28 protein-coding genes are annotated in these 23,276 nt (G+C 68.5%); 19 read left to right on the top strand and 9 right to left on the bottom strand.

What is annotated here, in order from left to right; genetic code table 11:
* Positions 1–227 precede the first annotated feature (227 nt).
* Positions 228–1,319: an Ldh family oxidoreductase gene (locus ACT535_RS22650; protein ID WP_168461983.1), complete on the bottom strand. Its 1,092-nt coding sequence runs from the start codon at positions 1,317–1,319 to the stop codon at positions 228–230.
* 250 nt (positions 1,320–1,569) lie between these two features.
* On the opposite strand from ACT535_RS22650, the gene ACT535_RS22645 reads away from it, so the two are divergent.
* From ACT535_RS22645 to ACT535_RS22630, 4 genes are all read left to right on the top strand, one after another.
* Positions 1,570–2,607, top strand: coding sequence for a GntR family transcriptional regulator (locus tag ACT535_RS22645; RefSeq protein WP_476366124.1), 1,038 nt, complete (start codon positions 1,570–1,572; stop codon positions 2,605–2,607).
* 180 nt (positions 2,608–2,787) lie between these two features.
* A complete protein-coding gene (locus tag ACT535_RS22640) occupies positions 2,788–2,916 on the top strand; it encodes a hypothetical protein (protein WP_476366123.1) in 129 nt (42 codons plus the stop codon).
* Positions 2,917–2,942: 26 nt separating this feature from the next.
* Positions 2,943–3,497 (top strand): hypothetical protein, encoded by a 555-nt coding sequence (locus tag ACT535_RS22635; RefSeq protein ID WP_476366122.1) that lies wholly within the window; start codon positions 2,943–2,945, stop codon positions 3,495–3,497.
* Positions 3,498–3,580: 83 nt separating this feature from the next.
* Entirely contained in the window at positions 3,581–4,021 is a 441-nt protein-coding gene (locus ACT535_RS22630; RefSeq protein WP_476366121.1) for a DUF3775 domain-containing protein, read from the top strand.
* A 27-nt stretch (positions 4,022–4,048) separates the two neighbouring features.
* Here ACT535_RS22630 and ACT535_RS22625 read toward each other — a convergent pair whose 3' ends face one another.
* Both ACT535_RS22625 and ACT535_RS22620 read right to left on the bottom strand, forming a co-directional pair.
* A complete protein-coding gene (locus ACT535_RS22625; protein WP_476366120.1) occupies positions 4,049–4,471 on the bottom strand; it encodes a SufE family protein in 423 nt (140 codons plus the stop codon).
* A 157-nt stretch (positions 4,472–4,628) separates the two neighbouring features.
* On the bottom strand, positions 4,629–5,117 hold the full coding sequence (locus tag ACT535_RS22620; RefSeq protein ID WP_168461987.1) for a DUF5330 domain-containing protein: 489 nt from the start codon (positions 5,115–5,117) through the stop codon (positions 4,629–4,631).
* Between the two features lie 243 nt (positions 5,118–5,360).
* Here ACT535_RS22620 and ACT535_RS22615 point away from each other — a divergent pair, with 243 nt between their 5' ends.
* The 4 genes from ACT535_RS22615 to ACT535_RS22600 all read left to right on the top strand — a co-directional run bounded on the left by ACT535_RS22615 (position 5,361) and on the right by ACT535_RS22600 (position 8,190).
* A complete protein-coding gene (locus tag ACT535_RS22615; RefSeq protein WP_476366119.1) occupies positions 5,361–6,836 on the top strand; it encodes a sensor histidine kinase in 1,476 nt (491 codons plus the stop codon).
* Positions 6,833–7,525 carry a peptidoglycan-binding domain-containing protein gene (locus tag ACT535_RS22610; RefSeq protein ID WP_476366118.1) on the top strand — a complete coding sequence of 231 codons (693 nt, stop codon included), beginning with the start codon at positions 6,833–6,835 and terminating at the stop codon, positions 7,523–7,525. The genes ACT535_RS22615 and ACT535_RS22610 overlap by 4 nt, the downstream gene beginning before the upstream one ends.
* A gap of 14 nt (positions 7,526–7,539) precedes the next feature.
* Positions 7,540–7,881, top strand: coding sequence for a DUF1491 family protein (locus ACT535_RS22605; protein ID WP_476366117.1), 342 nt, complete (start codon positions 7,540–7,542; stop codon positions 7,879–7,881).
* Between the two features lie 108 nt (positions 7,882–7,989).
* A complete protein-coding gene (locus tag ACT535_RS22600; RefSeq protein ID WP_476366116.1) occupies positions 7,990–8,190 on the top strand; it encodes a hypothetical protein in 201 nt (66 codons plus the stop codon).
* Positions 8,191–8,208: 18 nt separating this feature from the next.
* On the opposite strand, the gene ACT535_RS22595 is transcribed toward ACT535_RS22600, so the two are convergent.
* The 3 genes from ACT535_RS22595 to ACT535_RS22585 all read right to left on the bottom strand — a co-directional run bounded on the left by ACT535_RS22595 (position 8,209) and on the right by ACT535_RS22585 (position 10,343).
* Positions 8,209–8,742 (bottom strand): DUF1254 domain-containing protein, encoded by a 534-nt coding sequence (locus tag ACT535_RS22595; RefSeq protein WP_476366147.1) that lies wholly within the window; start codon positions 8,740–8,742, stop codon positions 8,209–8,211.
* Between the two features lie 143 nt (positions 8,743–8,885).
* Complete coding sequence (locus ACT535_RS22590) at positions 8,886–9,458, bottom strand: DUF1214 domain-containing protein (RefSeq protein WP_168461992.1); 573 nt, start codon at positions 9,456–9,458, stop codon at positions 8,886–8,888.
* 90 nt (positions 9,459–9,548) lie between these two features.
* Complete coding sequence (locus ACT535_RS22585; protein ID WP_476366115.1) at positions 9,549–10,343, bottom strand: enoyl-CoA hydratase/isomerase family protein; 795 nt, start codon at positions 10,341–10,343, stop codon at positions 9,549–9,551.
* A 267-nt stretch (positions 10,344–10,610) separates the two neighbouring features.
* On the opposite strand from ACT535_RS22585, the gene ACT535_RS22580 reads away from it, so the two are divergent.
* The 9 genes from ACT535_RS22580 to ACT535_RS22540 all read left to right on the top strand — a co-directional run bounded on the left by ACT535_RS22580 (position 10,611) and on the right by ACT535_RS22540 (position 18,177).
* On the top strand, positions 10,611–10,937 hold the full coding sequence (locus ACT535_RS22580; protein WP_476366114.1) for a DUF2849 domain-containing protein: 327 nt from the start codon (positions 10,611–10,613) through the stop codon (positions 10,935–10,937).
* A 53-nt stretch (positions 10,938–10,990) separates the two neighbouring features.
* Positions 10,991–12,643: a nitrite/sulfite reductase gene (locus tag ACT535_RS22575; protein WP_476366113.1), complete on the top strand. Its 1,653-nt coding sequence runs from the start codon at positions 10,991–10,993 to the stop codon at positions 12,641–12,643.
* On the top strand, positions 12,630–13,127 hold the full coding sequence (locus ACT535_RS22570; RefSeq protein ID WP_476366112.1) for a DUF934 domain-containing protein: 498 nt from the start codon (positions 12,630–12,632) through the stop codon (positions 13,125–13,127). The genes ACT535_RS22575 and ACT535_RS22570 overlap by 14 nt, the downstream gene beginning before the upstream one ends.
* A 6-nt stretch (positions 13,128–13,133) precedes the next feature.
* Positions 13,134–13,844: a phosphoadenylyl-sulfate reductase gene (locus ACT535_RS22565; protein WP_476366111.1), complete on the top strand. Its 711-nt coding sequence runs from the start codon at positions 13,134–13,136 to the stop codon at positions 13,842–13,844.
* A gap of 115 nt (positions 13,845–13,959) precedes the next feature.
* Positions 13,960–14,976, top strand: a complete 1,017-nt coding sequence (locus ACT535_RS22560; RefSeq protein ID WP_476366110.1) for a sulfate ABC transporter substrate-binding protein — start codon at positions 13,960–13,962, stop codon at positions 14,974–14,976.
* 105 nt (positions 14,977–15,081) lie between these two features.
* Positions 15,082–15,936, top strand: a complete 855-nt coding sequence (gene cysT, locus ACT535_RS22555) for a sulfate ABC transporter permease subunit CysT (protein WP_168461998.1) — start codon at positions 15,082–15,084, stop codon at positions 15,934–15,936.
* Complete coding sequence (gene cysW, locus ACT535_RS22550; RefSeq protein WP_476366109.1) at positions 15,933–16,859, top strand: sulfate ABC transporter permease subunit CysW; 927 nt, start codon at positions 15,933–15,935, stop codon at positions 16,857–16,859. The genes cysT and cysW overlap by 4 nt, the downstream gene beginning before the upstream one ends.
* Complete coding sequence (locus tag ACT535_RS22545; protein WP_168462000.1) at positions 16,856–17,899, top strand: sulfate/molybdate ABC transporter ATP-binding protein; 1,044 nt, start codon at positions 16,856–16,858, stop codon at positions 17,897–17,899. Before cysW ends, ACT535_RS22545 begins: the two co-directional genes overlap by 4 nt.
* Positions 17,900–17,991: 92 nt before the next feature.
* Positions 17,992–18,177, top strand: a complete 186-nt coding sequence (locus tag ACT535_RS22540; protein WP_476328627.1) for a hypothetical protein — start codon at positions 17,992–17,994, stop codon at positions 18,175–18,177.
* A 31-nt stretch (positions 18,178–18,208) separates the two neighbouring features.
* Here ACT535_RS22540 and ACT535_RS22535 read toward each other — a convergent pair whose 3' ends face one another.
* Positions 18,209–19,210 carry a DMT family transporter gene (locus ACT535_RS22535; RefSeq protein WP_476366108.1) on the bottom strand — a complete coding sequence of 334 codons (1,002 nt, stop codon included), beginning with the start codon at positions 19,208–19,210 and terminating at the stop codon, positions 18,209–18,211.
* A 268-nt stretch (positions 19,211–19,478) separates the two neighbouring features.
* Positions 19,479–20,513 (bottom strand): GTP 3',8-cyclase MoaA, encoded by a 1,035-nt coding sequence (gene moaA / locus ACT535_RS22530; RefSeq protein WP_476366146.1) that lies wholly within the window; start codon positions 20,511–20,513, stop codon positions 19,479–19,481.
* 247 nt (positions 20,514–20,760) lie between these two features.
* On the opposite strand from moaA, the gene ACT535_RS22525 reads away from it, so the two are divergent.
* A complete protein-coding gene (locus tag ACT535_RS22525) occupies positions 20,761–21,138 on the top strand; it encodes a gamma-butyrobetaine hydroxylase family protein (protein WP_476366107.1) in 378 nt (125 codons plus the stop codon).
* Positions 21,139–21,253: 115 nt separating this feature from the next.
* A complete protein-coding gene (locus tag ACT535_RS22520) occupies positions 21,254–22,009 on the top strand; it encodes a DUF1223 domain-containing protein (RefSeq protein ID WP_476366106.1) in 756 nt (251 codons plus the stop codon).
* 54 nt (positions 22,010–22,063) lie between these two features.
* On the opposite strand, the gene ACT535_RS22515 is transcribed toward ACT535_RS22520, so the two are convergent.
* Complete coding sequence (locus ACT535_RS22515) at positions 22,064–23,236, bottom strand: acetyl-CoA acetyltransferase (RefSeq protein ID WP_476328635.1); 1,173 nt, start codon at positions 23,234–23,236, stop codon at positions 22,064–22,066.
* Between the last annotated feature and the right edge of the window lie 40 nt (positions 23,237–23,276).

Genomic DNA, 23,276 nt, shown 5'->3' with positions numbered 1-23,276 from the left:
TTTTGCTTCGGAAGGAGGCGTCTTTCCCACGCGCCAAATTCACATAAAAATTATGTTTTTGACGTGGATTCACATTCGATATTAAATTCGGCGAAATAGTCGAAAGTGAAATCCACGAGGCCCACCATGACAGCGGTTCGCGGACAGGTCCTGCGGGACAGCCTGCTCTTCCTCACCGCCTACGGCATCATCGTCGCGGCGGTCATCTTCGGCTGAAAGGCCTGAGGCTAAACGGCTTTCGGCCGGGAGAGGCCGAATCGCGCGGCGAGGCGGTCAAAAGCCTCGGCTGTGGCGGGATCGATGGGAATGCCGTCCCGGCGCCGCTCGTCCGCCACCTTCCATTCCCGGTCGCCCGGAGCCATCACCATATCTCCCGGCGCCGCACGTGAATTGCGCAAGGTGTGTCGATAGCGCTGCATGGCAGCGTCGAACTCCTCCTCCGGCAGGAAGGCCCCCGGCTTCATCGCCATCACGAAGGCCCCGACGTTGCGCGGGGTGCCAAAGTCCGGCCCGCCCATGGGTGCGATGTCGAACGAGAGCCGCGCGCCCGCAAGGACCGCGCTGAACACCTCCACCACGCCGGCCAGGGCCGCCCCCTTGAAGCCGAAGGCCGCCCCCAGCGGCGCCAGCATCTCCACCTTGTGCGGATCGGTGGTGTCGAACCCGTCGCCGTCGGAGGCGACTTCCGGCGGCAGGGATTGCTCCAGGCTGCGGTAGAGGAGTACCCGATTATAGGGGACAGCGCTGGTGGCCATGTCGAGGAACCACGGCGCCTCCCCCTTCACCGGCACGCCCATGGCGATGGGATTGGTGCCGTGAAAGCGCTCCGCGCCGCCGTGCAGGCGCACGAAGCTGTCCGAATTGCAGAAGGCGAGACCGATGAAGCCCTTTTCCGCCGCCGCCAACGCATAGGCCCCTGCAGCGCCGAAGTGGGACGAGTTGCGGATGGCTACTGCGCCGATGCCGTAGAGGGCGGCGTTTTCCATGGCCCGGTCCATGGCCGCATAGGCAGCGCGCGCGCCGTGGCCGTGGCCGGCATCAAGCGTCGCCACCGCGGCCGCGCCGGCCCGGAAGTCGAGCGTGGGACGACCGTTCACCCGGCCGCCCTCGATTACCGTCACATAATGGTCGAGCAGCCGCACACCGTGGCTGTCCACCCCGAACCGCGAGCCGTGCAGCATGGCGCGGGCCGCCGCCTCGGCACTCGCCGCATCCGCCCCGGCCGCCGCGAGGGCCGCTGTGCAGAAGGCGAACAGCGCGTCCTCCCGGTGCCGTTCGAGGGAGCGGACAGGCGATGGCGCGGGAGCAGGCGCGGACATGAGGGCAATCCTTGGGGGCAAACGTTGGGGTGGCGCTCAGACGTCGCCATTCAGTGTCTTATGTATGCACTGGACAGTAGAGGTGTAAACTTCTTTCATATCGCACCTGGTGCGGCATCGGGTCAGCCGGCAAACCATCGGGCAACCCATTGGATAGCTTGGCACTTGCCCGTCGGTGGGGCACCTTGCCGCCGAGCCGCGACCGGTGCGGTGGAAACGACGGACACGAGGCGTGAGTGGACGGAACGCGATGACTGACACCGCCACCGCGGCTGCGGCCAAGCCGACGCCCGGTGACGAAGGCCGCGCGCGCCCCGTGGCCGGCATCGCCCCGCGCCTGCACGAACGTGCCTTCGACATCCTCGCCGCGCAGATCGCTTCCGGCGCGCTCGCGCCGGGTGAGCGGCTGCTGGAATCCCGCGTCGCCGAGCGATTCGGCATCTCCCGCGCACCGGCGCGGCAGGCTCTGGCACGGCTGGAACGGGTGGGGCTGGTCAGCCGCAGCGACGGCCACGGCTTCGAGGTGATGCCCCTTGCGGGGCCAGCGCCCGCCGTTTCCTCGAAGGGCGTCAATGATGAGGCGCCGATCCAGCTCGCGCCCGAATCAACCTGGCAGCGCATCTATGCGGACGTGGAACAGGAGGTGGTCTCGCGCACCGCGCTCGGCGCCTTTCGCGTGGTGGAGAACCATCTCGCCGCGTATTACGGCGTGAGCCGCACGGTCGCGCGCGAGGTCCTGTCCCGGCTCAACCAAAGGGGCGTCGTGCGCAAGGACAGCCGCCTGCACTGGTACGCCCCGGCGCTGACGCCCGCCTATGTGGCGGAGCTGTTCGAAATGCGCGCCATCCTGGAGCCGGCGGCGCTGCGGCTTGCCTTTCCGCGCCTTGCTCCCGGCCAGGTGGCGGCCCTGCGGGCAAACCTGCGCGATGCCGCCGCCCATCCCGACGCGGTGGACGGCGCCCGCCTCGGCGCGCTGGAGAACGAATTGCACGTCGGCCTGCTGGGCCGCTGCGGCAATGCCACGCTGATGGAGGCGCTGGCCATCTGCCAGACGCTGCTGGTCGCCCTCACCTTCCTCTATGCGCGCGCTCCCCAGCCCCACGGCCGCGAGCCCTTCATCGGCGAACATATCGATGTGGCCGAGCGTCTTGCCGCGGCGGACGTGGAGGGCGCTGCGGACGCCTTGCGGGACCATTTGCGGGGATCGTTCGGCCGCGCTGTGGAGCGGCTGGACCGGGTGCGGCGGGAGTTCTCCCCGGGCCCCCTCCCCTATCTCTCGCCGCTCTGAGCCCCTCAAATCGCCGTGACAGGTCTTCCGATCGCGCCAAAACGGAACATTTCTTGATGTGAACGGGTGGCGAAGCGCGCGAACCCGGTTAAGATCACATTGTTCGCTGGCGCATCGGTCGCACCATCCTTTCGGAAATGTGCGGAAAACATGAGCTCCGGCGTGGTGGTGGAGGATTAAATGTCGTCCCTCGTTGCCGGTTCCGCCCTCGTCCTCGCTGGTCTTGCCGCGGTTGCGCTTGCGCAGCTCGCCGCCAAGCAGAGGCAGATGGTACCGGTGCGCGTGCGCGCCCGCCGCCCCCATCGCTGAGGCGCGACGCGTCCGAACCTTCCGCCGTGAACCCGGCAGCCGGGCCTGATCCCGCAGGCTCCCCCATCGAGATTCGCGTCGAGCGGGTTCCGCAGCTCTTCAACATGCTGGACCCGTTCCCCTTCCGGGAACGCGATCTCGATACGGAGGCGGAAGCCTTCATCGTCGACTGGGCACGCGAGCTTCCACGTGGCGCGGCCCTCTCCATCGTCGTCCATCTGCCGCCAGACGAGGCGGCAACGAGCGAGGCGGCGGGCCTGCCCGACGCCATCCGCGGCTATTTCGCCCTGAGGGCGCGGGCCCTCTCGGCGGAGCTTTCCGAGTTGTTCCGGGTCGGCCGCGTCTCGCTTGCCATCGGCATCCTCGTGCTGGCGCTGTGCCTCGGTATCGCTCGCCTCATCGCCGAGCCGCGGCTGGAAAACCTCGCCAGTCTCGCGACCGAGGGCCTGGTCATCCTCGGCTGGGTGGCCCTGTGGCGGCCGATGGAAATCTTCCTCTACGAGTGGTGGCCTGTCGCCGGGCAGCGCCGCCTGTACCAGCGCCTTGCCGCGGCCAGCGTCGTCGTGCGCGCGGTGCCCTGATCCCGGCGGCTGGGAGGAACAAGGCCGGCGGCAGGCGATTTCCCCTTGGACACGCGGGCTCCCCCGCGACAAGGAGGCCCCCCATGGCGCTCGACGCAGCACCCGACGACGATCTCGTCACCCTCAGCATCTCGCCCGAAACCGTCTGCTACATCATCGTCAAGGCCCGCGCCCGCGACGCGAAGGATGCGGTGACGGACCCCGATCCCGGCTCCGACGGCCCGGACGACGGGATGCGCGAAGTGCTTGAGGATCACCCCGACGACCCGGTGGACGAGGAACTGGCCGGCGCCATCACCGCGCTGAACGAGGACCAGCAAATCGATCTCGTCACCCTGGCTTGGCTCGGCCGTGGCGACGAGGATGTCTCGACCTGGGACGCCTTGCGTGCCGAGGCGGCGGCGAGCCGCGAAGTGTCCGCCGCGCGCTATTTGCTCGGGATGCCGCTGGTGGGGGATTATCTGGAGGAGGGCCTTACCCGCCTCGGCTATTCCTGTGCCGATATGGAGCTTGGCCGGCTGTGACGCCGGCCGCTCTCGGCCGGTTCAGCGTCAGGCGACCGCCATCGCGGTGCGGGCATGGCCACGGATGCGCTCGACCATGGACCGCAGTCCGTTCGAGCGCTGCGGCGTCAGATGCCCCTCAAGGCCGATCTGCCGGAACACGCCGAGGATATCCGTCTCCATGATCTCTTTGGGCGTGCGCCCGGAGACGAGCGCGAGCAGCACCGCCACGAGGCCGCGCACAATGTGCGCATCGGAATCGCCCTCGAACTCCAGCAGCGGGCCGGAGGGCGTCTGCTTCACGTGCGAGATCAGCCACACCTGGCTGGCACAACCCTGCACCTTGTTGATGTCGTTGCGCTCGGCCTCGGGAAAGGGCGGCAGCTTCTTGCCAAGCTCGATCACATGCCGGTAGCGGTCTTCCCAATTGTCCAGAAATTCGAAATCCGCAATCAGATCGTCAGCGTTCATGAGGCCAATTCCTCGTCACCAGTTGACGGCCGGGAAAAAAGGCGCGGCCGTCTATGCTTGCGCTGCAGCATAGCACAGCCGGCAAGCAATGCCTGCCTAATCCACATCCCGAACATGGTACCGGATTGGCACGGCGCAAGCCGTCGTGCCGTCGTCCTCAAGCCGGACGGCGGGGCGGCAGCGGCGGAAGCGGCGTGGGGGTCATGGTCTGCGCCGGCTGTCCGGCCACGGGCTGGAAGCCCTGCGGCACCACGAGCTTGGCCGCATCGCCCCCGCCCCACAGGGGCATGAGATCCTGCGGCGTAAGATCGAGGGCGCTGCCCTTCTCCGCCGAACCTTTGGCTGGCTGGGCCGGTGCCGCGCCGGAGACGGGCGCGGGAGGGGCGCCTTCGTGATTGCCGATGGACTCATAGACCCAGCGCGCGCCTACCTGGGCCTTCTCAACGAGGTGCCCGGCCATCTGCCCGCCCACAGCGCACGCCTGGGGCTGGCGATCGCAGAAGCCGCGCAGGTCCGCCACCAGCGCCTGGGCGGCGCCGAAGGCGTCGAACACGCTCACGTCCCGCCCGTCTGTGCCCTTGAGGCCGAAGGGGAGGAGGAGCAGGACGAGGCCGACCCAGAAGGCAAGGCGGAACAGGAAGAACATCGCTCCCTCGTGAAACGGCCGCGAAACTGAATTCGCGCCCTTCGACATTACCACCGGCGCGTCCGCACGTGAGCCGCCGCGCGCCGGTCATGCCCTGACTTTTCAAGACATCGTTAACGCTGACGGCGCGCGATCCGCGCCGGCTTAGCGTTCGCTTAAAGCCCGCCATGGCAGGATTTTGCGAAACGTCATGCCAGGGCGGCGACGCGCGCTGGCGAATTACGGCACTTGACAGGGGGCGACGTGGCTCACGTCTTCGGCGATGCAGCGGCCGGTGCGCGGCCCGTCCCGGCCCGCGACGGCGGGGACCGGGAGGCGCTGCCGCGCCTTGCCGGGCTCGGCCGGCTCACCGGCGCGGTGCTGAGCGGCCTCGGCCTGCTCGGTCTCGGCTCCGGCGGGCTGGTGCTGCTCGCCGAGGTCTCGGGCCTTGCCACCGGCGGCCTTCTCAACGCCACCACCCTGCTCGCCAGCGGCTTCGTCTGCGCGGCCCTCGCAGCGGTGGCCGGCGGCCTCTCCCGCGCCGCCACCAAGGCGAGCGCAGCGCCGCCCTCCGACATGCTTCTGGTGACCTGCCATGGCCCGCGCGGCGAGGTGGTGCGGGTGGAGCGCCAGGGCGGCCCCTTCGCCGCATCGCCGGCTGCTGTGCTGGAGGGCATGGCCCTGTTCGAGCGCGTCCTCGTGGCCGATCGTCCCGCCTTCCTGTCCGCCGTGGAAGCGGCCTCGCGCGGCCGTGCCGCGACGCTGGAATTGCGCCTGCGCTGCGATGCGGCCGGCGACGGCGCGCCCGCCTTCCTCGCCGCCGAGGTCCGGTGCCGCGCCATGCGGGGCGGCATGGTCCGCGTCTCCTGGCGGGCGCCCTGGCAGCAGGCGCAGACCGAGCAGATGAAGGCGGAGCGCCAGAAGGCCGACGCCGCCGCCCGCGCCCGCGCCGAGGCAGAGGCGGCAAACGCCGCCAAGAGCCGCTTCCTTGCCGCCATGAGCCACGAGCTGCGCACGCCGCTCAACGCCATCCTCGGCTTCTCCGAATTGCTCGCCACGCCCACCGGCACCCCGCTGGATGATGCCCGCAAGGCCGACTATGCCCGCATCATCCACGAGAGCGGCCAGCATCTGCTCGGCCTCGTCAACGACATCCTCGACCTGTCACGGGTGGAAGCCGGCGCCTATGTGCTGGAACGCGAGGCGGTAGACGTCGGCGCCCTGGTCGCTGGCTGCGCCGAGATGGTGGCGCTCGATGCCGAACGCACCGGCGTGAGCGTGAAGACCAAGGTGCCGGCGCGCCTGCCCCTGCTCGACGCGGACAAGCGCGCCCTGCGCCAGATCGTGCTCAACCTGCTCTCCAATGCGGTGAAGTTCACGCCCGCCGGCGGGCGGGTGCAGGTGGGGGTGCGGCTGCAGGGAGACGAACTCATCATCCGCGTCCGCGACACCGGTCCCGGCATGCGGCCGGAGGATGTGGCGCGCCTCGGCGAACCCTTCTTCCAGGCCGGCGACTGCATCCAGAAGTCACGCGGCTCGGGCCTCGGCATCGCAGTGGTGAAGGGGCTGGTGAAGCTGCATGACGGCGACGTGCGGGTGGAAAGCGCGCTCGGCCGGGGGACCAGCGTTTCGGTGAGCCTGCCGGTGGCGGCAACAGCTGAAGCGAGGGGACAGGGACAGGGGGTCATTGCGCCGTTTCCGGCGCGGATCGAAGACACACGGGCAAAGAGGACCGCATGAAGCTGGAAACGGCCACCGCAAACGCAGCGCCCCCGGAACTCGCCGAGGCCGCCGAGGCGGAGGAGACCGCGCGGCAGGCGCGCCGGCTGCGCCGTCTCGACGTGATGGCGGCGCTGGTGGCGCTGGCGGGCAGCGGCGCTTTCCTCGCCAACGTCCTCGTCCTTCAGACCGCGCCGCCGAGCGCACCGCTGCCCATGGCGCGCCCGGCCGGAGCCGGCAAGATCAACCACACCACCGTCCCGCTCACGTCCACGGGCACGGGAACCGCGACCGCCTCCGCCCCGGCGCCCGCGGGCGGCGCCACCAGCGGCTCGCTCGGGTATCTCTCCATCCGCACCTCGGTGACGGGCACCGCTGCCCCGCTTGTTCCGGCCACGGGCGCGCGCTCCGCAGATGCCCGCAGCGAACCGCCTCCCGCCCGTCCGCCCGCCGGGCTCGCACCGGCCGGTGACATCACCGGGGCCGTGCGCCCGCCGGCGGACGTGGGTGCCTCGCCGCGCATCCTGTCGGTGCAGAAGGCGCTGGCGAAGCTCGGCTACGGCCCGCTGAAGGTGGACGGCCGGCCCGGCGGCGAGACCCGGGCGGCCATCGTGCGCTTCCAGCGCGATCGCAACCTGACCGCCGACGGCGAGATCAGCGACAAGCTGGTGCGCGAGTTGGGCGCTGTCTCCGGCATGGCGCTGAACTGATGGCGCGTTCCTGAATGCGCCTCAAGAGCGCGATCTTCGTCTCGGCCCTCATCCGCCGCTGCCAGGTGGAAGGGGCTTTCGCGGCCCTGCTGCGCAAGGGAGCGGAGGAGGCCGGCGCCATCTTCGTGAAGGTGGCCCGCCTCGACGGCACCGCCGCGCTATATGGCCCGGCGCCGCAGACCGCCTTCGACGACTCCTTCCCCGCGGACCGCAGGTTCTCCGTCCTGGTCGCCCCCGGCAGCCCGGAGGCGGACGCCGACGCCCGCATCGCGCGGGAGGCGAAGTTCGATCCCGACATCTTCGTGCTGGAGATCGAGGACCGCGCGGGGCGGCACTTCCTCGACCTTGTGGAGTAGGAGGGATCGCCCGCTTCGTTAACGGCCGGTTCACCAAACGTTAAGCTTCACGAAACCATAAGGACCACAGTGACGTTGTGATCTCGGCTCTCGATGGAGGATCAGGGCATGAACACGGTCATTGCGTTTCCCGACACGGCCCGCCAACCGGCGCGGCGCGGAGCGTCCCGCCCGGATCGCGGCACCAGCCGACCGGAAGGGGCGGAGATCGTTATCCTGCCGGTGGTTCGCATCGAGCGCCACGTCTCGGCGCTGCCCGGACCGACGCCCGAGGCGGGCCCCCTCTTCCGTCCGCGCCTCAGTCACTGAGTTCCGGCAGACGCCGCATCAGTTCAACGGCGCGCAGGTCGCGGCCTCGAGCTGCCGGCGTACCAGTTCCCGCATTCCGCGCTCGCGCACGAACGCGCGCACCGCGACGATCCCCTCGCGAGAGGGAGATTCGATCACCAGCCGGTCAGCGGCGGTGATTTCCTCGTCCTCGGGCAGGGCCGCCTTCTGCTTGGTGGTCATCAGGTCCAGTTCAATCACCTTGCCGGCCGCCTGGTCGCTCAGCGCATAGAAGGCGAGCGCCTCCGAGGTGTAGAACGAGACAGAGGTGTAGTCGGCGGTCGCCGGCACGCGCACCTTCAGCGGCGCCCCCGACAAATCATAAAGACAGACGGCCGAGATGAAGGCCGGGTCTGTCATGGGCAACGCCTGCTCCTGCGGGGTCGGGTCCGGCAGCAGGGTCAGCACGTTGGATTCCATCAATTCGGAGAGCCGCGCATAAGCATTTCGCTCGGCCAGCGCCGGCATGGCGAGGATGGAGACGATATGCGCAATGGCGCCCAGCACCACCGAGAAGGCGATGAACAGCAGCAGCTGCCCCGGCGTGCCGAGGCGCGGCCGCACGAAGCGGGGCCGCGCGACGTGCGGACGCGGCAACCGCGAGAACAAGCGGCCGATGAGCCGCCCGCCGCGCGCCGCGACCTCGGATGCCTCCCCCCGCAGATCTCCGAGGGTGGTCACAGGCAAGCCTCCCGCGTGATGCGGGGCAGCACGGCGGCATCGGCGCCCGAGGTGAAGGAGAAGGGCGCATCATAGAGCCGCAGCGCCACCTTCAGCCGCGGCCGGGCGCCGGTCGGCAGCCAGTTGCCGGTGCGCGCCCGGGGCGAGAGACGTACGTCGATGGCGCCGTTGTCGCGGTAGACGACCTCGGCGCTGGTGAAGCCGAAGCGCCCGGCGTCGTTGGGGATGAGATTGCCATCCTGATCGGTGACGGTGAGCGTCCACAGCCGCGCCTGCGGCAGCACGCCGACGATGCGGGTCTCGCAGCGGCCGTCCAGCGGGTTCCCGGCATCGTCCGTGGTGGCGAGGAAGACGAGGCCGTCGGCCAGTTCCAGCGGCAGCTCCCCCGACCGCGCGACGAAGGCACGGGCGTAGGGGTCGGCCTTCGAGGTGCCGGACCGCGGCCAGCCCTCCCAGGCGCCGACGCGCACGCTGTCGAGCCCCCGCGAGTGGGTCACGGAAAACCACGTGACGCCCAGCCCGAGGATGGTGGCGATGAGGAGCGTGAAGGCGAGCGGCAGTAGGCGCACGGGAGGTCCGAAGCTATCCGCCCCTATCTAGCCCACAAAGCCGGCGCGGGCAAAAGCCGGTGCCGGGCGGGCCAGACTTGCCCTCGAAGCTCATTTGCCCTCGAAGCGCGGCGGCGTCTTCTGCACGAAGGCCTTCACGCCGGCGGCGAAATCCTCGGTGCGGGCGCTGGCGATGAAGGCGTCGCGCTCGGCATTGAGCTGCTCGGAAAGGCTGTGGCCGAATGAGGAGCGCAAAAGGTGCTTGATGCGGCCATAGGCCAGCGTCGGCCCTTCGGCGAGGCGCTTCGCCAGCTTGTCCGTCTCCGCCGCGAGTTCGGCCGCCGGAACGACCTTGTTCACGAGCCCGAGCCGCAGCGCCTCGTTCGCCTCCACGGTATCGGAGAGAAGCGCGATCTCCATGGCCTTGCGCAGCCCCACCACGCGCGGCAGCGAGAAGGTGGAGGAGCCGTCCGGCGAGGTGCCGATGCGGGTGTAGGCCAACGTCATCTTCATGTCGTCGGCGGCAATGGCGAGGTCGGCGGCCAGCGCCACCGAGACGCCCGCCCCGGCCACCGCGCCATGCAGGCTGGCGATCACCGGTGCCGGCATGGCGGCCAAAGCCAGAATGGCGTGGTGGAATGGCTCGATGATGGCGCTCACCACCTTGGGCGCATCCGGCCCCGCCGCATGGAATCGCGCCACATCGCCGCCGGCGAGGAAGGCCCGCCCCTCGCCCGAGAGCACCACGACGCGGACGCTCTCGTCCCGGCCCACCTGGTCCACCGCCGCCGCGAGGGCCAGCACGGATGCCTCGTCCAGCGCATTCAACACGTGGGGACGGTTGAACCGGATGCGGGCAATCCCGTCCGCGATATCGAGGCGGACAGGGCTGTTCTCGGGCGTCATGGGCTGTTCCTCGGACGATTCTTGTCTGGCCGCGCGGCGCGGGCCATGCCGCCAAGCTGCCAAAGGTACCCGCGCGCAGCAAGCCGGACCGCGGGGCGGAGCCGCGCACCTTTTAAGTCTACTAATTCAGTCGATTTTACAATGTCGTGTGTGGGTTATTTCCCTATTGCGCATCAAAACGCGGTAATTTAGATTAAGACATAAGTTTTCTGGATAATTAGCGCTCTCCCGCTGTGAGTTGGGAATATGGGGCGCACGGAGCACGCCATGACCTCGCCTTTGCAGCGCAAGCTGAAGATCGCCGGCCCCACCGTTGTCACCGCCAACCGGCTCGCCGATGGCGCGGTGGTGTGGCTGAGCCCCGCCGGCGGCTGGACCGACAGCATCGGGTCGGCGGCCGTGGGGTCCACCAGCGAGGACGTACTGCGCCTGCTCGACATCGCCCATGGCGACGAGAACACCGCCGTCGGCGCCTATCCCGCCCCGGTGCGGATCGATGCGGACGGTACGATCGAGCCGGCGAACCTGCGCGAGCGCATCCGTGTGAGCGGCCCCACCGTCGCGCTGCCGGCCGGCGCCTCCGCCGCCGCCTGAGGCCGGCGTACCGCTGCTCCCGCATCTGCCGATATCGAGCCCCGAGCCCCATCATGTATGTCTATGACGAGTTCGATCGCGCCTTTCTTCAGGAGCGCGTCTCCGAGTTCCGCGATCAGGTGGAACGTCGCCTCGCGGGCGAAGTTAACGAGGAGGAGTTCAAGCCGCTCCGCCTCATGAACGGCGTCTATCTCCAGCTCCACGCCTACATGCTCCGGGTGTGCATTCCCTACGGCACCCTCTCGGCGCGCCAGCTGCGCGCTCTGGCGGCGGTAGCGCGCAAGTATGACCGGGGCTACGGGCATTTCACGACACGGCAGAACATCCAGTTCAACTGGATCAAGCTCGCCGAGCTGCCGGATGCCATGGCCGACCTCGCCGAGGTGGGCATCCACGGCATCCAGACCTCCGGCAACTGCATCCGTAATACCACCACCGACCCGTGGGCCGGTGCCGCCGCCGACGAGGTGGAGGACCCCCGCCTCTATGCCGAGGTGATCCGCCAGTGGTCCACGCTGCACCCGGAATTCACCTACCTGCCGCGCAAGTTCAAGATCGCCATCACCGCGGCAAAGCACGACCGCGCCGCCATCCGCGTGCATGACGTGGGCCTGCGCCTGCACAAGCGCGACGGCAAGACCGGCTTCGAGGTGAGCGTGGGCGGCGGGCTCGGCCGCTCGCCCTATATCGGCAAGACCATCCGCGACTTCCTGCCCGAGGAGGACCTGCTCTCCTATCTGGAAGCGATCCTGCGCACCTACAATCTGGGCGGCCGGCGCGACAACATCTACAAGGCGCGCATCAAGATTCAGGTCCACGAGATGGGCGCCGAGGCCTTCGCGCAGAAGGTCGAGGCCGAATGGGCCGAGATCCGCGACGGCGCGCTGAAGCTCGACCAGGCGGCGCTGGACGCCATCCGCGACCGCTTCCTCAATCCCGCGCTGGAAGATCTGGACGACGCGCCGGCGGCGCTGACCACTGCGCTGGCCGATCCGGACTTCGCCCGCTGGCACGCCAATTCCGTCGCCCCGCACAAGGCGAAGGGTCACGCCATCGTCACCCTGTCGCTGAAGCCGGTGGGCGGCCCGCCCGGCGACGCGACGGCGGACCAGATGGACGCCATCGCCGATCTCGCGGACGAATACGCCTATGGCGAGATCCGCGTCGCCCACGAGCAGAACCTCACCTTCCCCTATGTGCGCCAGAAGGATCTTCCGGCCCTGTGGGCGAAGCTGAAGGCCATCGGCGTCGCCACCCCCAATGTGGGGCTCATCTCCGACATCATCGCCTGCCCCGGCCTCGACTATTGCTCGCTGGCCAATGCGCGCTCCATTCCCGTCGCGCAGAAGCTCACCGAGCGGTTCGCGGACGATGCCCGCATCGCCGACATCGGCCGGCTGCATCTCAATATTTCCGGCTGCATCAATGCCTGCGGCCACCACCACGTGGGCCACATCGGCATTCTCGGGGTGGAGAAGAAGGACGAGGAGTTCTTCCAGATCACCCTCGGCGGCAAGGGCAATTCCAAGGCCCGCATCGGCGAGCTGATCGGCCCCGCCGTGTCCGAGGGCGAGGTGGTGGATGTGGTGGAGCGGCTGGTGGAGACCTATCTCGACCTGCGCACCTCGCCCGCCGAGACCTTCATCGCCGCCGTCCAGCGGCTCGGCATCGACCCCTTCAAGGAGCGCGCCTATGCCCCTCGTTAAGAACGGCGCGCCCGCCGCGGACCCTTTCACCGCCGTCGCCGATGACGCGGCCCTGCCCGACGGCCCGGTGCTGGTCTCCGCCGAGCGCTTCCTGAAGGAGGCAGAGACGCTTGTCGCGCGCAACGACGAGATTGGCGTGCTGTGGCCCAACAACAAGGATGTGGCGGAGCTGAAGCCCTACCTCTCCCGCCTCTCCGTGGTGGCGCTGACCTTCCCCAAGTTCCGCGATGGCCGCGCCTACAGCCAGGCCCGCCTACTGCGCGAACGCTACGGCTTCAAGGGCGAGCTGCGCGCCGTGGGCAACGTTCTGCGCGACCAGGCGCTGATGATGGCGCGGGCCGGCTTCGATGCCTTCGCCTTCGAAAAGTCGGCTGACGCCGAAGCCTTCAACAAGGCGCTTGCCACCTATTCCCACTTTTACCAGCCGACCGGCGACGGGCGGGCCACTGCCCGCGACGTGCGTGTCGCGCGTGCGGAGGGATGATCTGAGATGAACGCCCTTGAGCGGGCCGCTCCCCGCCTCGATCTCGACGCGCTGAACGCGCGGCTGGAAAACGCCTCGCCGCTGGACGTGATCGCCGCCGGCCTTGCGGCCTTTCCCGGCCGCATCGCCGCCGTGTCGTCCTTCGGTACCGAATCGGCCGTTCTGCTGCACATGATCGCGCAGGTTGATCAGGCGACCCCGATCCTCTTCCTCGATACCGGCCACCTGTTCGAGGAGACGCTGGCCTACCGCGACACGCTGGCCGGCCACCTCGGCCTCACCAACGTGCAGACCTTTTCGCCCGATCCCGCCGCCCTCGCCGCGCGCGATCCGGAGCGGGGCCTGTGGTCGGACAATGCGGACGCCTGCTGCGCCCTGCGCAAGGTGAAGCCGCTGGCACGGGCCCTCGCCCCCTATGGCGCGTGGTTCAACGGCCGCAAGCGCTACCAGGCCTCGACCCGCACCGCCATCGCGCTGGTGGAACAGGACGGGGAGCGGGTGAAGTTCAATCCCCTCGCCGCCATGGGCCGTGACGAACTCGTCGGCTACATGGACGCCCACGGCCTGCCGCGCCATCCGCTGGAGAAGCACGGCTTCGCCTCCATCGGCTGCATGCCCTGCACCTCCCGCGTCCAGCCGGGCGAGGACCCCCGCGCCGGTCGCTGGCGGGGCAAGGCGAAGACCGAATGCGGTATCCATTTTGGCGATGGGATTTGAATTTAATTCCATAGAACTTGTGATATATGGGTTGACCAGTCGTCAGGCGGGTGCAATTGTTCGTCATATCGAACGATTGATCTAATTGACGAACGAACTCGCCGGAGGTCTTCCCATGTCGTCTCGCCGCACGTTCCTGCGCACCGGCCTTGCCGCCGCCGCGGCGCTCGCGCTTTCGGCCGGCGCCGTCGCCGCAGCGGACATCACGCTGCTGAACGTCTCCTACGACCCCACCCGCGAGCTTTATGTGGATGTGAACAAGGCGTTCGCGGCCGAGTGGGCGAAGGCGCACCCCTCCGACACGGTGAAAATCAACCAGTCGCACGGCGGCTCGGGCAAGCAGGCGCGCTCCGTCATCGATGGCCTCGAGGCAGACGTGGTGACGCTCGCCCTCGCCTACGACATCGACGCCATCGCCGAGAAGGGCTACCTCGCCGCCGACTGGCAGAAGCGCCTGCCGGACAATGCTTCGCCCTACACCTCCACCATCGTCTTCCTGGTCCGCAAGGGGAATCCCAAGGGCATCAAGGATTGGGACGATCTGGTGAAGCCCGGCATCAAGGTGGTCACGCCCAATCCGAAGACCTCCGGCGGCGCCCGCTGGAACTATCTCGGCGCCTGGGGCTACGCGCTGAAGAAGAACGGCGGCGACGAGGCCAAGGCCAAGGACTTCGTGAAGGCGCTCTACAAGAACGCCCCCGTGCTCGACACCGGCGCCCGCGGCGCCACCGTCACCTTCGTCGAGCGCAACATCGGCGACGTGCTCATCGCCTGGGAGAACGAGGCCTATCTCTCTGTGAACGAGCTTGGCCCGGACAAGTTCGACATCATCACCCCCTCCATCTCCATCCTGGCCGAGCCGCCCGTGGCGGTGGTGGACAAGGTGGTGGACAAGAAGGGCACCCGCGCCATCTCGGAAGCCTACCTGAAGTTCCTCTACACCCCGGCGGGCCAGGAGATTGCAGCGAAGAACTATTACCGCCCGCGCGACGAGCAGGTGGCCGCCAAGTACAAGGACAAGTTCGCGAAGGTGGACCTGTTCACCATCGATCAGGTTTTCGGCGGCTGGCAGAAGGCGCAGAAGACGCACTTCTCCGACGGCGGCGTGTTCGACCAGATCACCGGCAACTGATCCTGCCGTCCATCCATCCTGCGGCCGCCACCCTCGACCCCGAGGGCGGTGGCCGCGGCCTTTAGAACGAGCGACGCAGAAGCGTCGCCGGATTATAAGCCTTCCATGAGCGCCTCATCGTCCCGCCTCAGATTCCGGCAGCCGAGCGTGATCCCGGGCTTCGGCCTCACGCTGGGCCTCACCTTGACGTGGCTGGGGCTCATCGTCCTGCTGCCGCTGTCGGCGCTCTTCATCAAGACGAGCGAACTGTCGCTGGAGCGCTTCATCGCCATCGTCACGGCGACGCGCACGCTCCATGCGCTGCAGGTGTCGTTCGGGCTCGCCTTCGTGGCTGCCCTCATCAACATGGTGTTCGGCGCCATCGTGGTGTGGGTGCTGGTGCGCTATGACTTTCCCGGCAAGAAGGTGGTGGACGCGCTCATCGACATCCCCTTCGCGCTGCCCACGGCGGTGGCCGGCATCGCCCTCACCTCGCTCTATGCGGAGAACGGCTGGGTCGGCGCGCTGCTCGCGCCGCTCGGCATTCAGGTGTCCTTCACCCCGCTCGGCATCCTTGTCGCCCTCGTCTTCATCGGCCTGCCCTTCGTGGTGCGCACAGTGCAGCCGGTGCTGGCGGACCTCGACCAGGAGCTGGAGGACGCCGCCGCGAGCCTCGGCGCCACGCGCACGCAGGCCCTGATCCGCGTTGTGCTGCCCTCGGTCTGGCCGGCGCTGCTCACCGGCTTCGCCCTCGCCTTCGCGCGGGCGGTGGGCGAATACGGCTCCGTCATCTTCATCGCTGGCAACCTGCCCGGCGTGTCGGAGATCGCGCCCCTGCTCATCGTCATCCGGCTGGAAGAGTTCCGCTATGCGGACGCCACCGCCATCGCCACGGTGATGCTGGTCGCCTCCTTCCTCCTGCTGCTCATCATCAACCGCCTGCAGCGCTGGGCGGAGCTGCGCGGGAGCAAGCACGGATGAACGCCCTCGATCAGACCTCCGGCCATGCCGTCGCTCACGGCGCAAGCGAGGGCCTGCCCTCGGCACTGGAGCAGTCCCACGCTTACGCCGTGCATCGCGGCCGCCCGGTGCGCACCGAGCCGCGAGCCGTGCGCATCATCCTGACGGTCATCGCCCTGCTCTTCCTCGGCCTGTTCATCGGCCTGCCGCTGGTGACGGTGTTCTACGAGGCGCTGAAGCGCGGCTGGCAGGCCTATGTGGCGGCCCTGGTCTCTCCGGACGCGCTGGCTGCCATCCAGCTCACGGTGATCGTCGCGGCGATCTCGGTGGTGGCGAACCTGCTGTTCGGCCTTGTGGCGGCGTGGTCCATCGCCAAGTTCGAGTTTCCCGGCAAGACCTTCCTCATCACCCTCATCGACCTGCCGTTCTCGGTCTCGCCTGTCGTGGCGGGCCTCGTCTATGTGCTGCTGTTCGGCTCGCAGGGCCTGTTCGCCGCCTATCTTCAGGCGTGGGACATCAAGATCATCTTCGCGCTGCCCGGCATCGTGCTCGCCACCATCTTCGTCACTTTCCCGTTCGTGGCGCGCGAGTTGATCCCCCTCATGCAGGAGCAGGGCACGGCAGAAGAGGAAGCGGCCATCTCGCTCGGCGCCTCGGGCCTCTCCACCTTCTTCCGGGTGACGCTGCCCAACGTGAAATGGGCGCTGCTCTATGGCGTGCTGCTCTGCAACGCGCGCGCCATGGGCGAATTCGGCGCGGTCTCGGTGGTATCCGGCCATGTGCGCGGGCTCACCAACACGATGCCGCTGCACATCGAGATCCTGTATAACGAATACCAGTTCGTCGCCTCCTTCGCGGTGGCGTCCCTGCTGGCGCTGCTGGCGCTTGTCACGCTGATCGCCAAGACCATTCTCGAACACCGCCTCGCCGAGGAAGACAGATGACCATCGACGTCGTCGGCGTCACCAAGCGCTTCAAGACCTTTGCCGCGCTCGACAATGTGAGCCTCACCATCCGTACCGGCGAGCTGGTCGCCCTGCTCGGCCCCTCGGGCTCGGGCAAGACCACGCTGCTGCGCATCATCGCCGGCCTCGAATGGCCGGATTCCGGCGAAGTCCGGTTCGACGGGGAGGATGCGCTCTCCCGCTCGGTGCGCGAGCGCAACGTCGGCTTCGTGTTCCAGCACTACGCCCTGTTCCGGCACATGAACGTGTTCGAGAACGTGGCCTTCGGCCTGCGCGTGCGCCGGGGCGCGGACAAGCTGCCCGAGGCGGCCATCCGCGAGAAGGTCAACGAGCTGCTCTCCCTCGTTCAGATCGACTGGCTGGCCGAGCGCTATCCCGCCCAGCTCTCCGGCGGCCAGCGCCAGCGCGTGGCTCTCGCCCGTGCGCTCGCCATCTCCCCCAAGGTGCTGCTGCTGGACGAGCCATTCGGCGCGCTCGATGCCAAGGTGCGCAAGGAGCTGCGCCGCTGGCTCCGCCACCTGCACGAGGAGCTGCCCGTCACGTCCGTGCTCGTCACCCACGATCAGGAAGAGGCGTTGGAACTGGCCGACCGCGTGGTGGTGATGGGCCACGGCAAGATCGAGCAGGTGGGCTCCCCCGGCGAGGTCTACGACAATCCCGCCACCGCCTTCGTCCACGACTTCATCGGCGAGACCATCGCGCTCCCCGGCGAGGTGAAGGGCGGCGCGCTCTATCTCGGCGGCCGGCCGCTGGGCCTCGATCCGCAGGGCGTCGCCGATGGGCCGGCCCGCATTCTCGCGCGACCGCACGACGTGGACCTGGCGGACCCCTCCTCCACCGCCATCTCCGGCAAGGTGCTCTCCGTGCGCACCTTCGGCCCGACGCGGCGTGCCGATGTGGAACTCAGCGGCAGTTCCGGCCCGGTGGTCGTGGAAGCCGCCGTGCCCCACGGCCAGGATCTCGCGCCCGGCACCGAAGTCGGCCTCAAGCCGCGCCGCTACAAGGTATTCGCCGCCTGAACGGGCGGCCGCGGCACGTTTTCGCCATCACGACGTGCTGACGTACGGAGCATGGGGCGCACAATCGCGCCCCCTGACCGGAGTTTCCCGCCGTGCCGCCGTTCGTCGTCGTTGCCCTGGGTGCCATCGGCGCCGTGGCGCTCGCCAAACTGATCTCGTCCGAGACGCGCCGGATCAACGAGGCCCTGGACCGCCGCCGCAAGGCGGAGGCCGGCGATCTCAAGACGGTCCGGCTGGAGCGCGACCCGGCCACCGGCGAGTACCGCCCGCGCGGCTGACGCGCACGCCGTCCTCTCTTCCGATCTGATTTCAGTCCCGCGACGGCGCGCAGGCCGCAGCCGGCTGGCAGCTGCCCGTGGCGAGACCGACGGCAGTGAGCTTGCGCTCGTCTTGGGCCGCGCGCCGCGCCGCACGGCTTTTCGCATGCTCGCGCTGGATGGCGTAGAGCCCGGCCCCCACCACCAGCACCATGCCGACGCTGGTCCAGGCATCCGGCAGATCACCGAACACGAAATAGCCCGAGACAAGCGCGCCGAACACGAGGAGGTAGCGCATGGGCGAAAGGGAGGCGATGGGCGCGTTTCGGAAGGCGAACACCAGCATCAGCGTGCCGCCGCCAAACGCCACGGCGGACGCGACCACATAGGCCAGCACCGGCGTGGAAGGCACCTTCCAGCTTTCGAACGGCGCGAGCAGAGCGGCCGCGAGGCAGAAGACCACTGAGCCGGTGAGGCCAACCACCGCGCCGGGAATTTCAGGCCCGATGCTGCGGGTGGAGATGTCGCGCGCCGCGCCGGTGAGGGCGGCCATGAGCGGCAGCAGGGCGATGAGGCTGAAGGTGGCGGGGTCCGGCCGCGTCACGATCACCGCGCCGCAGAATCCGACGATGATCGCCGACCAGCTGCGCCAGCCCACCTTCTCGCCCAGCAGCGGCACGGCCAGCGCCGTGGTGATGAGCGGCGTCGCCATGTAGATGGTGGTGGTCGAGGCGATGGGCATCACCGCCAGCGCGGCGACGTAGACAAAGGTGGTTACGGTATCGAGCGAGGAGCGCACCAGCACGCTGCGCCGGAACATGAAGCGCAGCGCCAGGAGATCGCCCGAGGCCACGATCAGCCCGAAGAACAGGAAGCTCACCATGGCGGTGCGCAGGCCGAGCCCCTCGCTGAGGGGCACCTCGCGCAGTGCGAGCTTCATGAAGGTGTCGTTGGTGATGAACAGCGCCATGGAGCAGACCATGGCGATGAGGCCCTTCACCGCCGAGACAGGCAGGTGAGTGGCAGGGCGCTGCGCAGCCGCCTGGATGCTCATGCCCTCGCTCCCGCGCCGGAGCGGCGAAGGGAACGAACCATGGCGCCGGCGCAATCCCGGGGCAGTGTCACGTCGAACCTCGTAGATGGCGGGCGTCGGGGTGCGCCCCAAAACCGGCTTCAGGCCGTTGATTTATCTTCTCGGCCAGATGTAGCTGATTTCGGGTAAAGACGCCCTGCGCTTTGCGCCGGCTCTCGCACGGGAGCCCCTCGCGTGCGGCATGGCGCCGCCACCTCTTCGCCGCAATCTCGGAACGCGCCGTCGCGCTTCAGCCGCCGGTGGTGCTCATGTGCCGCCCAACCGCCGGCTGGCGGGTCTTGCGGTCGATCACGAAATCATGGCCCTTGGGCTTGCGGAAGATGGCGTCGTCAATGGCCCGATGCAGCAGGGCGTCGTCGGCAGAGGCACGCAGCGGCGCGCGCAAATCGGCGGCGTCCTCCTGGCCGAGGCACATGTAGAGGGTGCCGGTGCAGGTCACGCGCACCCGGTTGCAGCCCTCGCAGAAATTGTGCGTCAGCGGCGTGATGAAGCCGAGCCGCCCACCGGTCTCCTTCACCTCCACATAGCGGGCGGGGCCGCCGGTGCGGTAGGCGATGTCGGTGAGGGTGAAGCGCTCGGCGAGCTGCTCGCGGACCGCGGACAGGGGCAGATACTGGTCCACCCGCTCCTCGCCCACTTCTCCAAGCGGCATCACCTCGATGAGGGAGAGGTCGTGGCCCTCGCCATGGGCCCATTCCATCATGGAGCCGATCTCGTGCTCGTTCACGTCCTTGAGCGCGACGGCGTTGATCTTCACCTTGATGCCGGCCGCCTGCGCGGCCTTCACGCCCTCCAGCACGCGGGCAAGGTCGCCCCAGCGGGTGATGGCGCGGAACTTGGCCGGGTCCAGCGTATCGATGGAGACGTTGATGCGCTTCACCCCGCAGGCGGCGAGGTCCGCCGCGTGCCGGGCAAGCTGCGAGCCGTTGGTGGTGACGGTCAATTCGTCCAGCCGGCCACTTTCAATGTGGCGGGAGAGGCTGCGGAACAGAGTCATCACGTCCCGCCGCACCAACGGCTCGCCGCCGGTGAGGCGCAGCTTGCGCACGCCGCGCAGCACGAAGGCGCTGCACAGGCGGTCCAGCTCCTCGAGCGACAGGAGATCCTGCTTGGGCAGGAAGGTCATGTGCTCGGACATGCAATAGACGCAGCGGAAGTCGCAGCGGTCGGTGACGGAGACGCGCAGGTAGGTGACGGCGCGGCCGAACGTGTCCACGAGCGGGCCGGCCTGCTGTGCGGCGGCCACCCCCGGACGGTCGATCAGATCCCTGAGAAGATCACTCACCACGCCACTCCCGAACCAGCCTTGCGTCTCCCGCGCCTTTCCCCGTCCGCCGACTTGAGCCGGTCTCGAGGCAGCCCAGCGCCCCGGATGCGGCAGACGGCGGGCTTCGACGCTCGCCCTATATATCGTATGCAAGAGCGAGATGGATAGGGTCGCCGCCCGAACACGATGCCGTGTGAAATCAAAAGGCTCGGCCTTTCGCCCGATCGAAAAAGGACATCACGAAATGGCTCCCGCGTCTGCCCCCGCCGCCACTCCCTGGCCCACCGAACTGCGTGTCATCGACGACCGCCACACGCTCTCCGTCACCTTCGAGGACGGGGCCAAATTCACCCTCCCCGCCGAGTATCTGAGGGTAGAAAGCCCCTCCGCCGAAGTGCAGGGCCACCAGCCGGAGGAGAAGATCACCGTGCCCGGCAAGCGGCAGGTGCGCATCGCGCAGGTGGAGCCGGTGGGCAACTACGCCGTCCGCCTCATCTTCGACGACGGCCACGGCACCGGCATCTACACCTGGGACCTGCTCTACAGCTACGGCGTGAACCAGGAGGAGAAATTCGGCGCCTATCTCAAGGCTCTGGAGGCGCAGGGGCTGTCGCGCGGGTGAGGGCCGCATGCACGATGCCGTGAGGGCGTAACCCGCAGGCACCGCAGGACGAAGGAGGACCGGGAGCGCCCGGTGGAAGCCTCATGCGGGCGGCATCCCGCAGGAGCCCCGCGCCATGGCCGAAACCTTGTCCACCTCCTCGCCGCCGCCGCGCGAACCGCTCCGTCCGCCTCACGCGAAATGGGCTGCGTTCGCCGCGGGCGCAGCCATTCTGGTGTCCCTTCCGGGCGGGCCCGCCACAGCCGAACCGCGCCAGAAGCTCACGGTGGTGGAGCTGTTCACCAGCCAGGGCTGCTCCTCCTGCCCGCCGGCGGATGCCAACCTCATTGCGCTCACCCGCCGGCCGGACGTGCTGGCCCTGAGCTTCAGCGTGACCTATTGGGACCGGCTCGGCTGGCGCGACACATTCGGCAAGCCGGAATTCACCCAACGCCAGTACATTTACGAGCCGATGCTCGGTGAGCACGGCCCGTTCACGCCGCAGATGGTGGTGAATGGGCGCCTCAGCCGCGTCGGCTACAGCCTGCCGGACATCGAGCGGGCGATTTCCTCCGCGGGTCCCATCGTCGGGCCAGAAGTCGTCATCGGCCCCCGCGAGGTGGCGATCGGGTCCGGAACCGCGCCCGCGGCGCCGGCGGACGTGTGGCTCGCGGAATACGAACCCGGCGTCATCGAGGTGCCCGTCCGTCGCGGTGAGAATGCCGGCCGCAGCCTGCCCCATGCCCGCGTGGTGCGGCGCCTGGAGCGGCTCGGCGGCTGGACCGGCACGCGCGCCCATTACCCCCGGCCGGAAGCCGCGCCCGGCCTGCGCACCGCCATCCTCGTACAGGCGCCGTCCGGCGGACCCATCCTCGCCGCCGCCACCGAATGAAAACGGGCGGCCCAAGGGCCGCCCGTTCGATCTTTCAGATCTGAGAAATACGCCTCACTTCACCCGTTCGAGGATGGAGACGTAGTTGGCCACGGCCGCGCCGCCCATGTTGAAGACGCCGGCAACCTTCGCGCCGTCGATCTGCATGTCGCCGGCTTCGCCCATGAGCTGCATGGCGGAGAGGACGTGCATGGAGACGCCCGTGGCGCCGATGGGGTGGCCCTTGGACTTGAGGCCGCCCGAGGCATTCACCGGCAGCTTGCCGGTCTTTTCGGTGATGCCCTCTCGCACCACCTTGTAGCCTTCCCCGGGCTTGGCGAGGCCCATGGCCTCGTACTCGATCAGCTCGGCCACGGTGAAGCAGTCGTGGGTTTCGACCAGGCTGAGGTCGTCCAGCGTCAGGCCGGCCTTCTCCAGTGCCTTCACCCAGGCGCGCCGGGCGCCCTCGAAGGCGATGGGATCGCGGCGCGACATGGGCATGATGTCGTTGACATGGGCGCGCGAGCGGAAGGCGACGGCGCGGCCCAGCGTCTCCGCCACGTCCGCCGAGGCGATCACCAGCGCCGCGGCGCCGTCGGAGACCAGCGAGCAATCGGTGCGGCGCAGGGGGCCGGCGACGTAGGGGTTCTTCTCGGAGATGGTGTTGCAGAACTCGAAGCCGAAGTCCTTGCGCATCTGCGCATAGGGATTGGCGACACCGTTCTTGTGGTTCTTGGCGGCGATGCGGGCGAGCTCTTCCGAGCGGTCGCCGTAGCGCTGGAAATAGGTCTGGGCGATGCGGCCGAACACCCCGGCGAAGCCACCCTCGATATCCGCCTCTTCCTTGCGGTAGGAGGCGTTGAGCAGGATGTCACCCACCTCGGCGGTGGGCTTGGCCGTCATCTTCTCAGCGCCCACCACGAGGGCGATGCGGCCCTGCCCGCTCTCGATGTAGTTGAGCGCCGAATGGATGGCGGCCGAGCCGGTAGCGCAGGCGTTCTCCAGGCGCACGGCCGGCACATGGGCCAGCTCCGGCACGGAGAGGGCCGGCATGGCACCCTGGAAATCCTGCTTCTGGAAGCCGGCGTTGAACACGCCCACGTGGATGGAATCCACATCCTGCGGGGACAGGCCCGCATGCTCGATGGCGGCGCCGGCCACCCGGCTCATCAGGGCTTCGGTGTCCGCATCCTCAAGCTTGCCGAAGGGCGAGTGCGCCCAGCCCACGATGGCGGCCTTGCTGTCCATGTTCGTCTCCCGCGGCGTGACACCGCTTTGGTTTTGATGG

The organism is Xanthobacter sp. DMC12 (assembly GCF_056314105.1).
This window is presented reverse-complemented; position numbering and strand designations above follow the sequence as displayed.

Coding starts and splice junctions, on each gene's coding strand:
- ACT535_RS22650 (WP_168461983.1), bottom strand. CDS start 1,319: ATGTCCGCGCCTGCTCCCGCGCCATCGCCTGTCCGCTCCCTCGAACGG.
- ACT535_RS22645 (WP_476366124.1), top strand. CDS start 1,570: ATGACTGACACCGCCACCGCGGCTGCGGCCAAGCCGACGCCCGGTGAC.
- ACT535_RS22640 (WP_476366123.1), top strand. CDS start 2,788: ATGTCGTCCCTCGTTGCCGGTTCCGCCCTCGTCCTCGCTGGTCTTGCC.
- ACT535_RS22630 (WP_476366121.1), top strand. CDS start 3,581: ATGGCGCTCGACGCAGCACCCGACGACGATCTCGTCACCCTCAGCATC.
- ACT535_RS22625 (WP_476366120.1), bottom strand. CDS start 4,471: ATGAACGCTGACGATCTGATTGCGGATTTCGAATTTCTGGACAATTGG.
- ACT535_RS22620 (WP_168461987.1), bottom strand. CDS start 5,117: ATGTTCTTCCTGTTCCGCCTTGCCTTCTGGGTCGGCCTCGTCCTGCTC.
- ACT535_RS22610 (WP_476366118.1), top strand. CDS start 6,833: ATGAAGCTGGAAACGGCCACCGCAAACGCAGCGCCCCCGGAACTCGCC.
- ACT535_RS22605 (WP_476366117.1), top strand. CDS start 7,540: ATGCGCCTCAAGAGCGCGATCTTCGTCTCGGCCCTCATCCGCCGCTGC.
- ACT535_RS22600 (WP_476366116.1), top strand. CDS start 7,990: ATGAACACGGTCATTGCGTTTCCCGACACGGCCCGCCAACCGGCGCGG.
- ACT535_RS22585 (WP_476366115.1), bottom strand. CDS start 10,343: ATGACGCCCGAGAACAGCCCTGTCCGCCTCGATATCGCGGACGGGATT.
- ACT535_RS22580 (WP_476366114.1), top strand. CDS start 10,611: ATGACCTCGCCTTTGCAGCGCAAGCTGAAGATCGCCGGCCCCACCGTT.
- ACT535_RS22575 (WP_476366113.1), top strand. CDS start 10,991: ATGTATGTCTATGACGAGTTCGATCGCGCCTTTCTTCAGGAGCGCGTC.
- ACT535_RS22570 (WP_476366112.1), top strand. CDS start 12,630: ATGCCCCTCGTTAAGAACGGCGCGCCCGCCGCGGACCCTTTCACCGCC.
- ACT535_RS22565 (WP_476366111.1), top strand. CDS start 13,134: ATGAACGCCCTTGAGCGGGCCGCTCCCCGCCTCGATCTCGACGCGCTG.
- ACT535_RS22560 (WP_476366110.1), top strand. CDS start 13,960: ATGTCGTCTCGCCGCACGTTCCTGCGCACCGGCCTTGCCGCCGCCGCG.
- cysT (WP_168461998.1), top strand. CDS start 15,082: ATGAGCGCCTCATCGTCCCGCCTCAGATTCCGGCAGCCGAGCGTGATC.
- cysW (WP_476366109.1), top strand. CDS start 15,933: ATGAACGCCCTCGATCAGACCTCCGGCCATGCCGTCGCTCACGGCGCA.
- ACT535_RS22545 (WP_168462000.1), top strand. CDS start 16,856: ATGACCATCGACGTCGTCGGCGTCACCAAGCGCTTCAAGACCTTTGCC.
- ACT535_RS22535 (WP_476366108.1), bottom strand. CDS start 19,210: ATGAGCATCCAGGCGGCTGCGCAGCGCCCTGCCACTCACCTGCCTGTC.
- ACT535_RS22525 (WP_476366107.1), top strand. CDS start 20,761: ATGGCTCCCGCGTCTGCCCCCGCCGCCACTCCCTGGCCCACCGAACTG.
- ACT535_RS22520 (WP_476366106.1), top strand. CDS start 21,254: ATGGCCGAAACCTTGTCCACCTCCTCGCCGCCGCCGCGCGAACCGCTC.
- ACT535_RS22515 (WP_476328635.1), bottom strand. CDS start 23,236: ATGGACAGCAAGGCCGCCATCGTGGGCTGGGCGCACTCGCCCTTCGGC.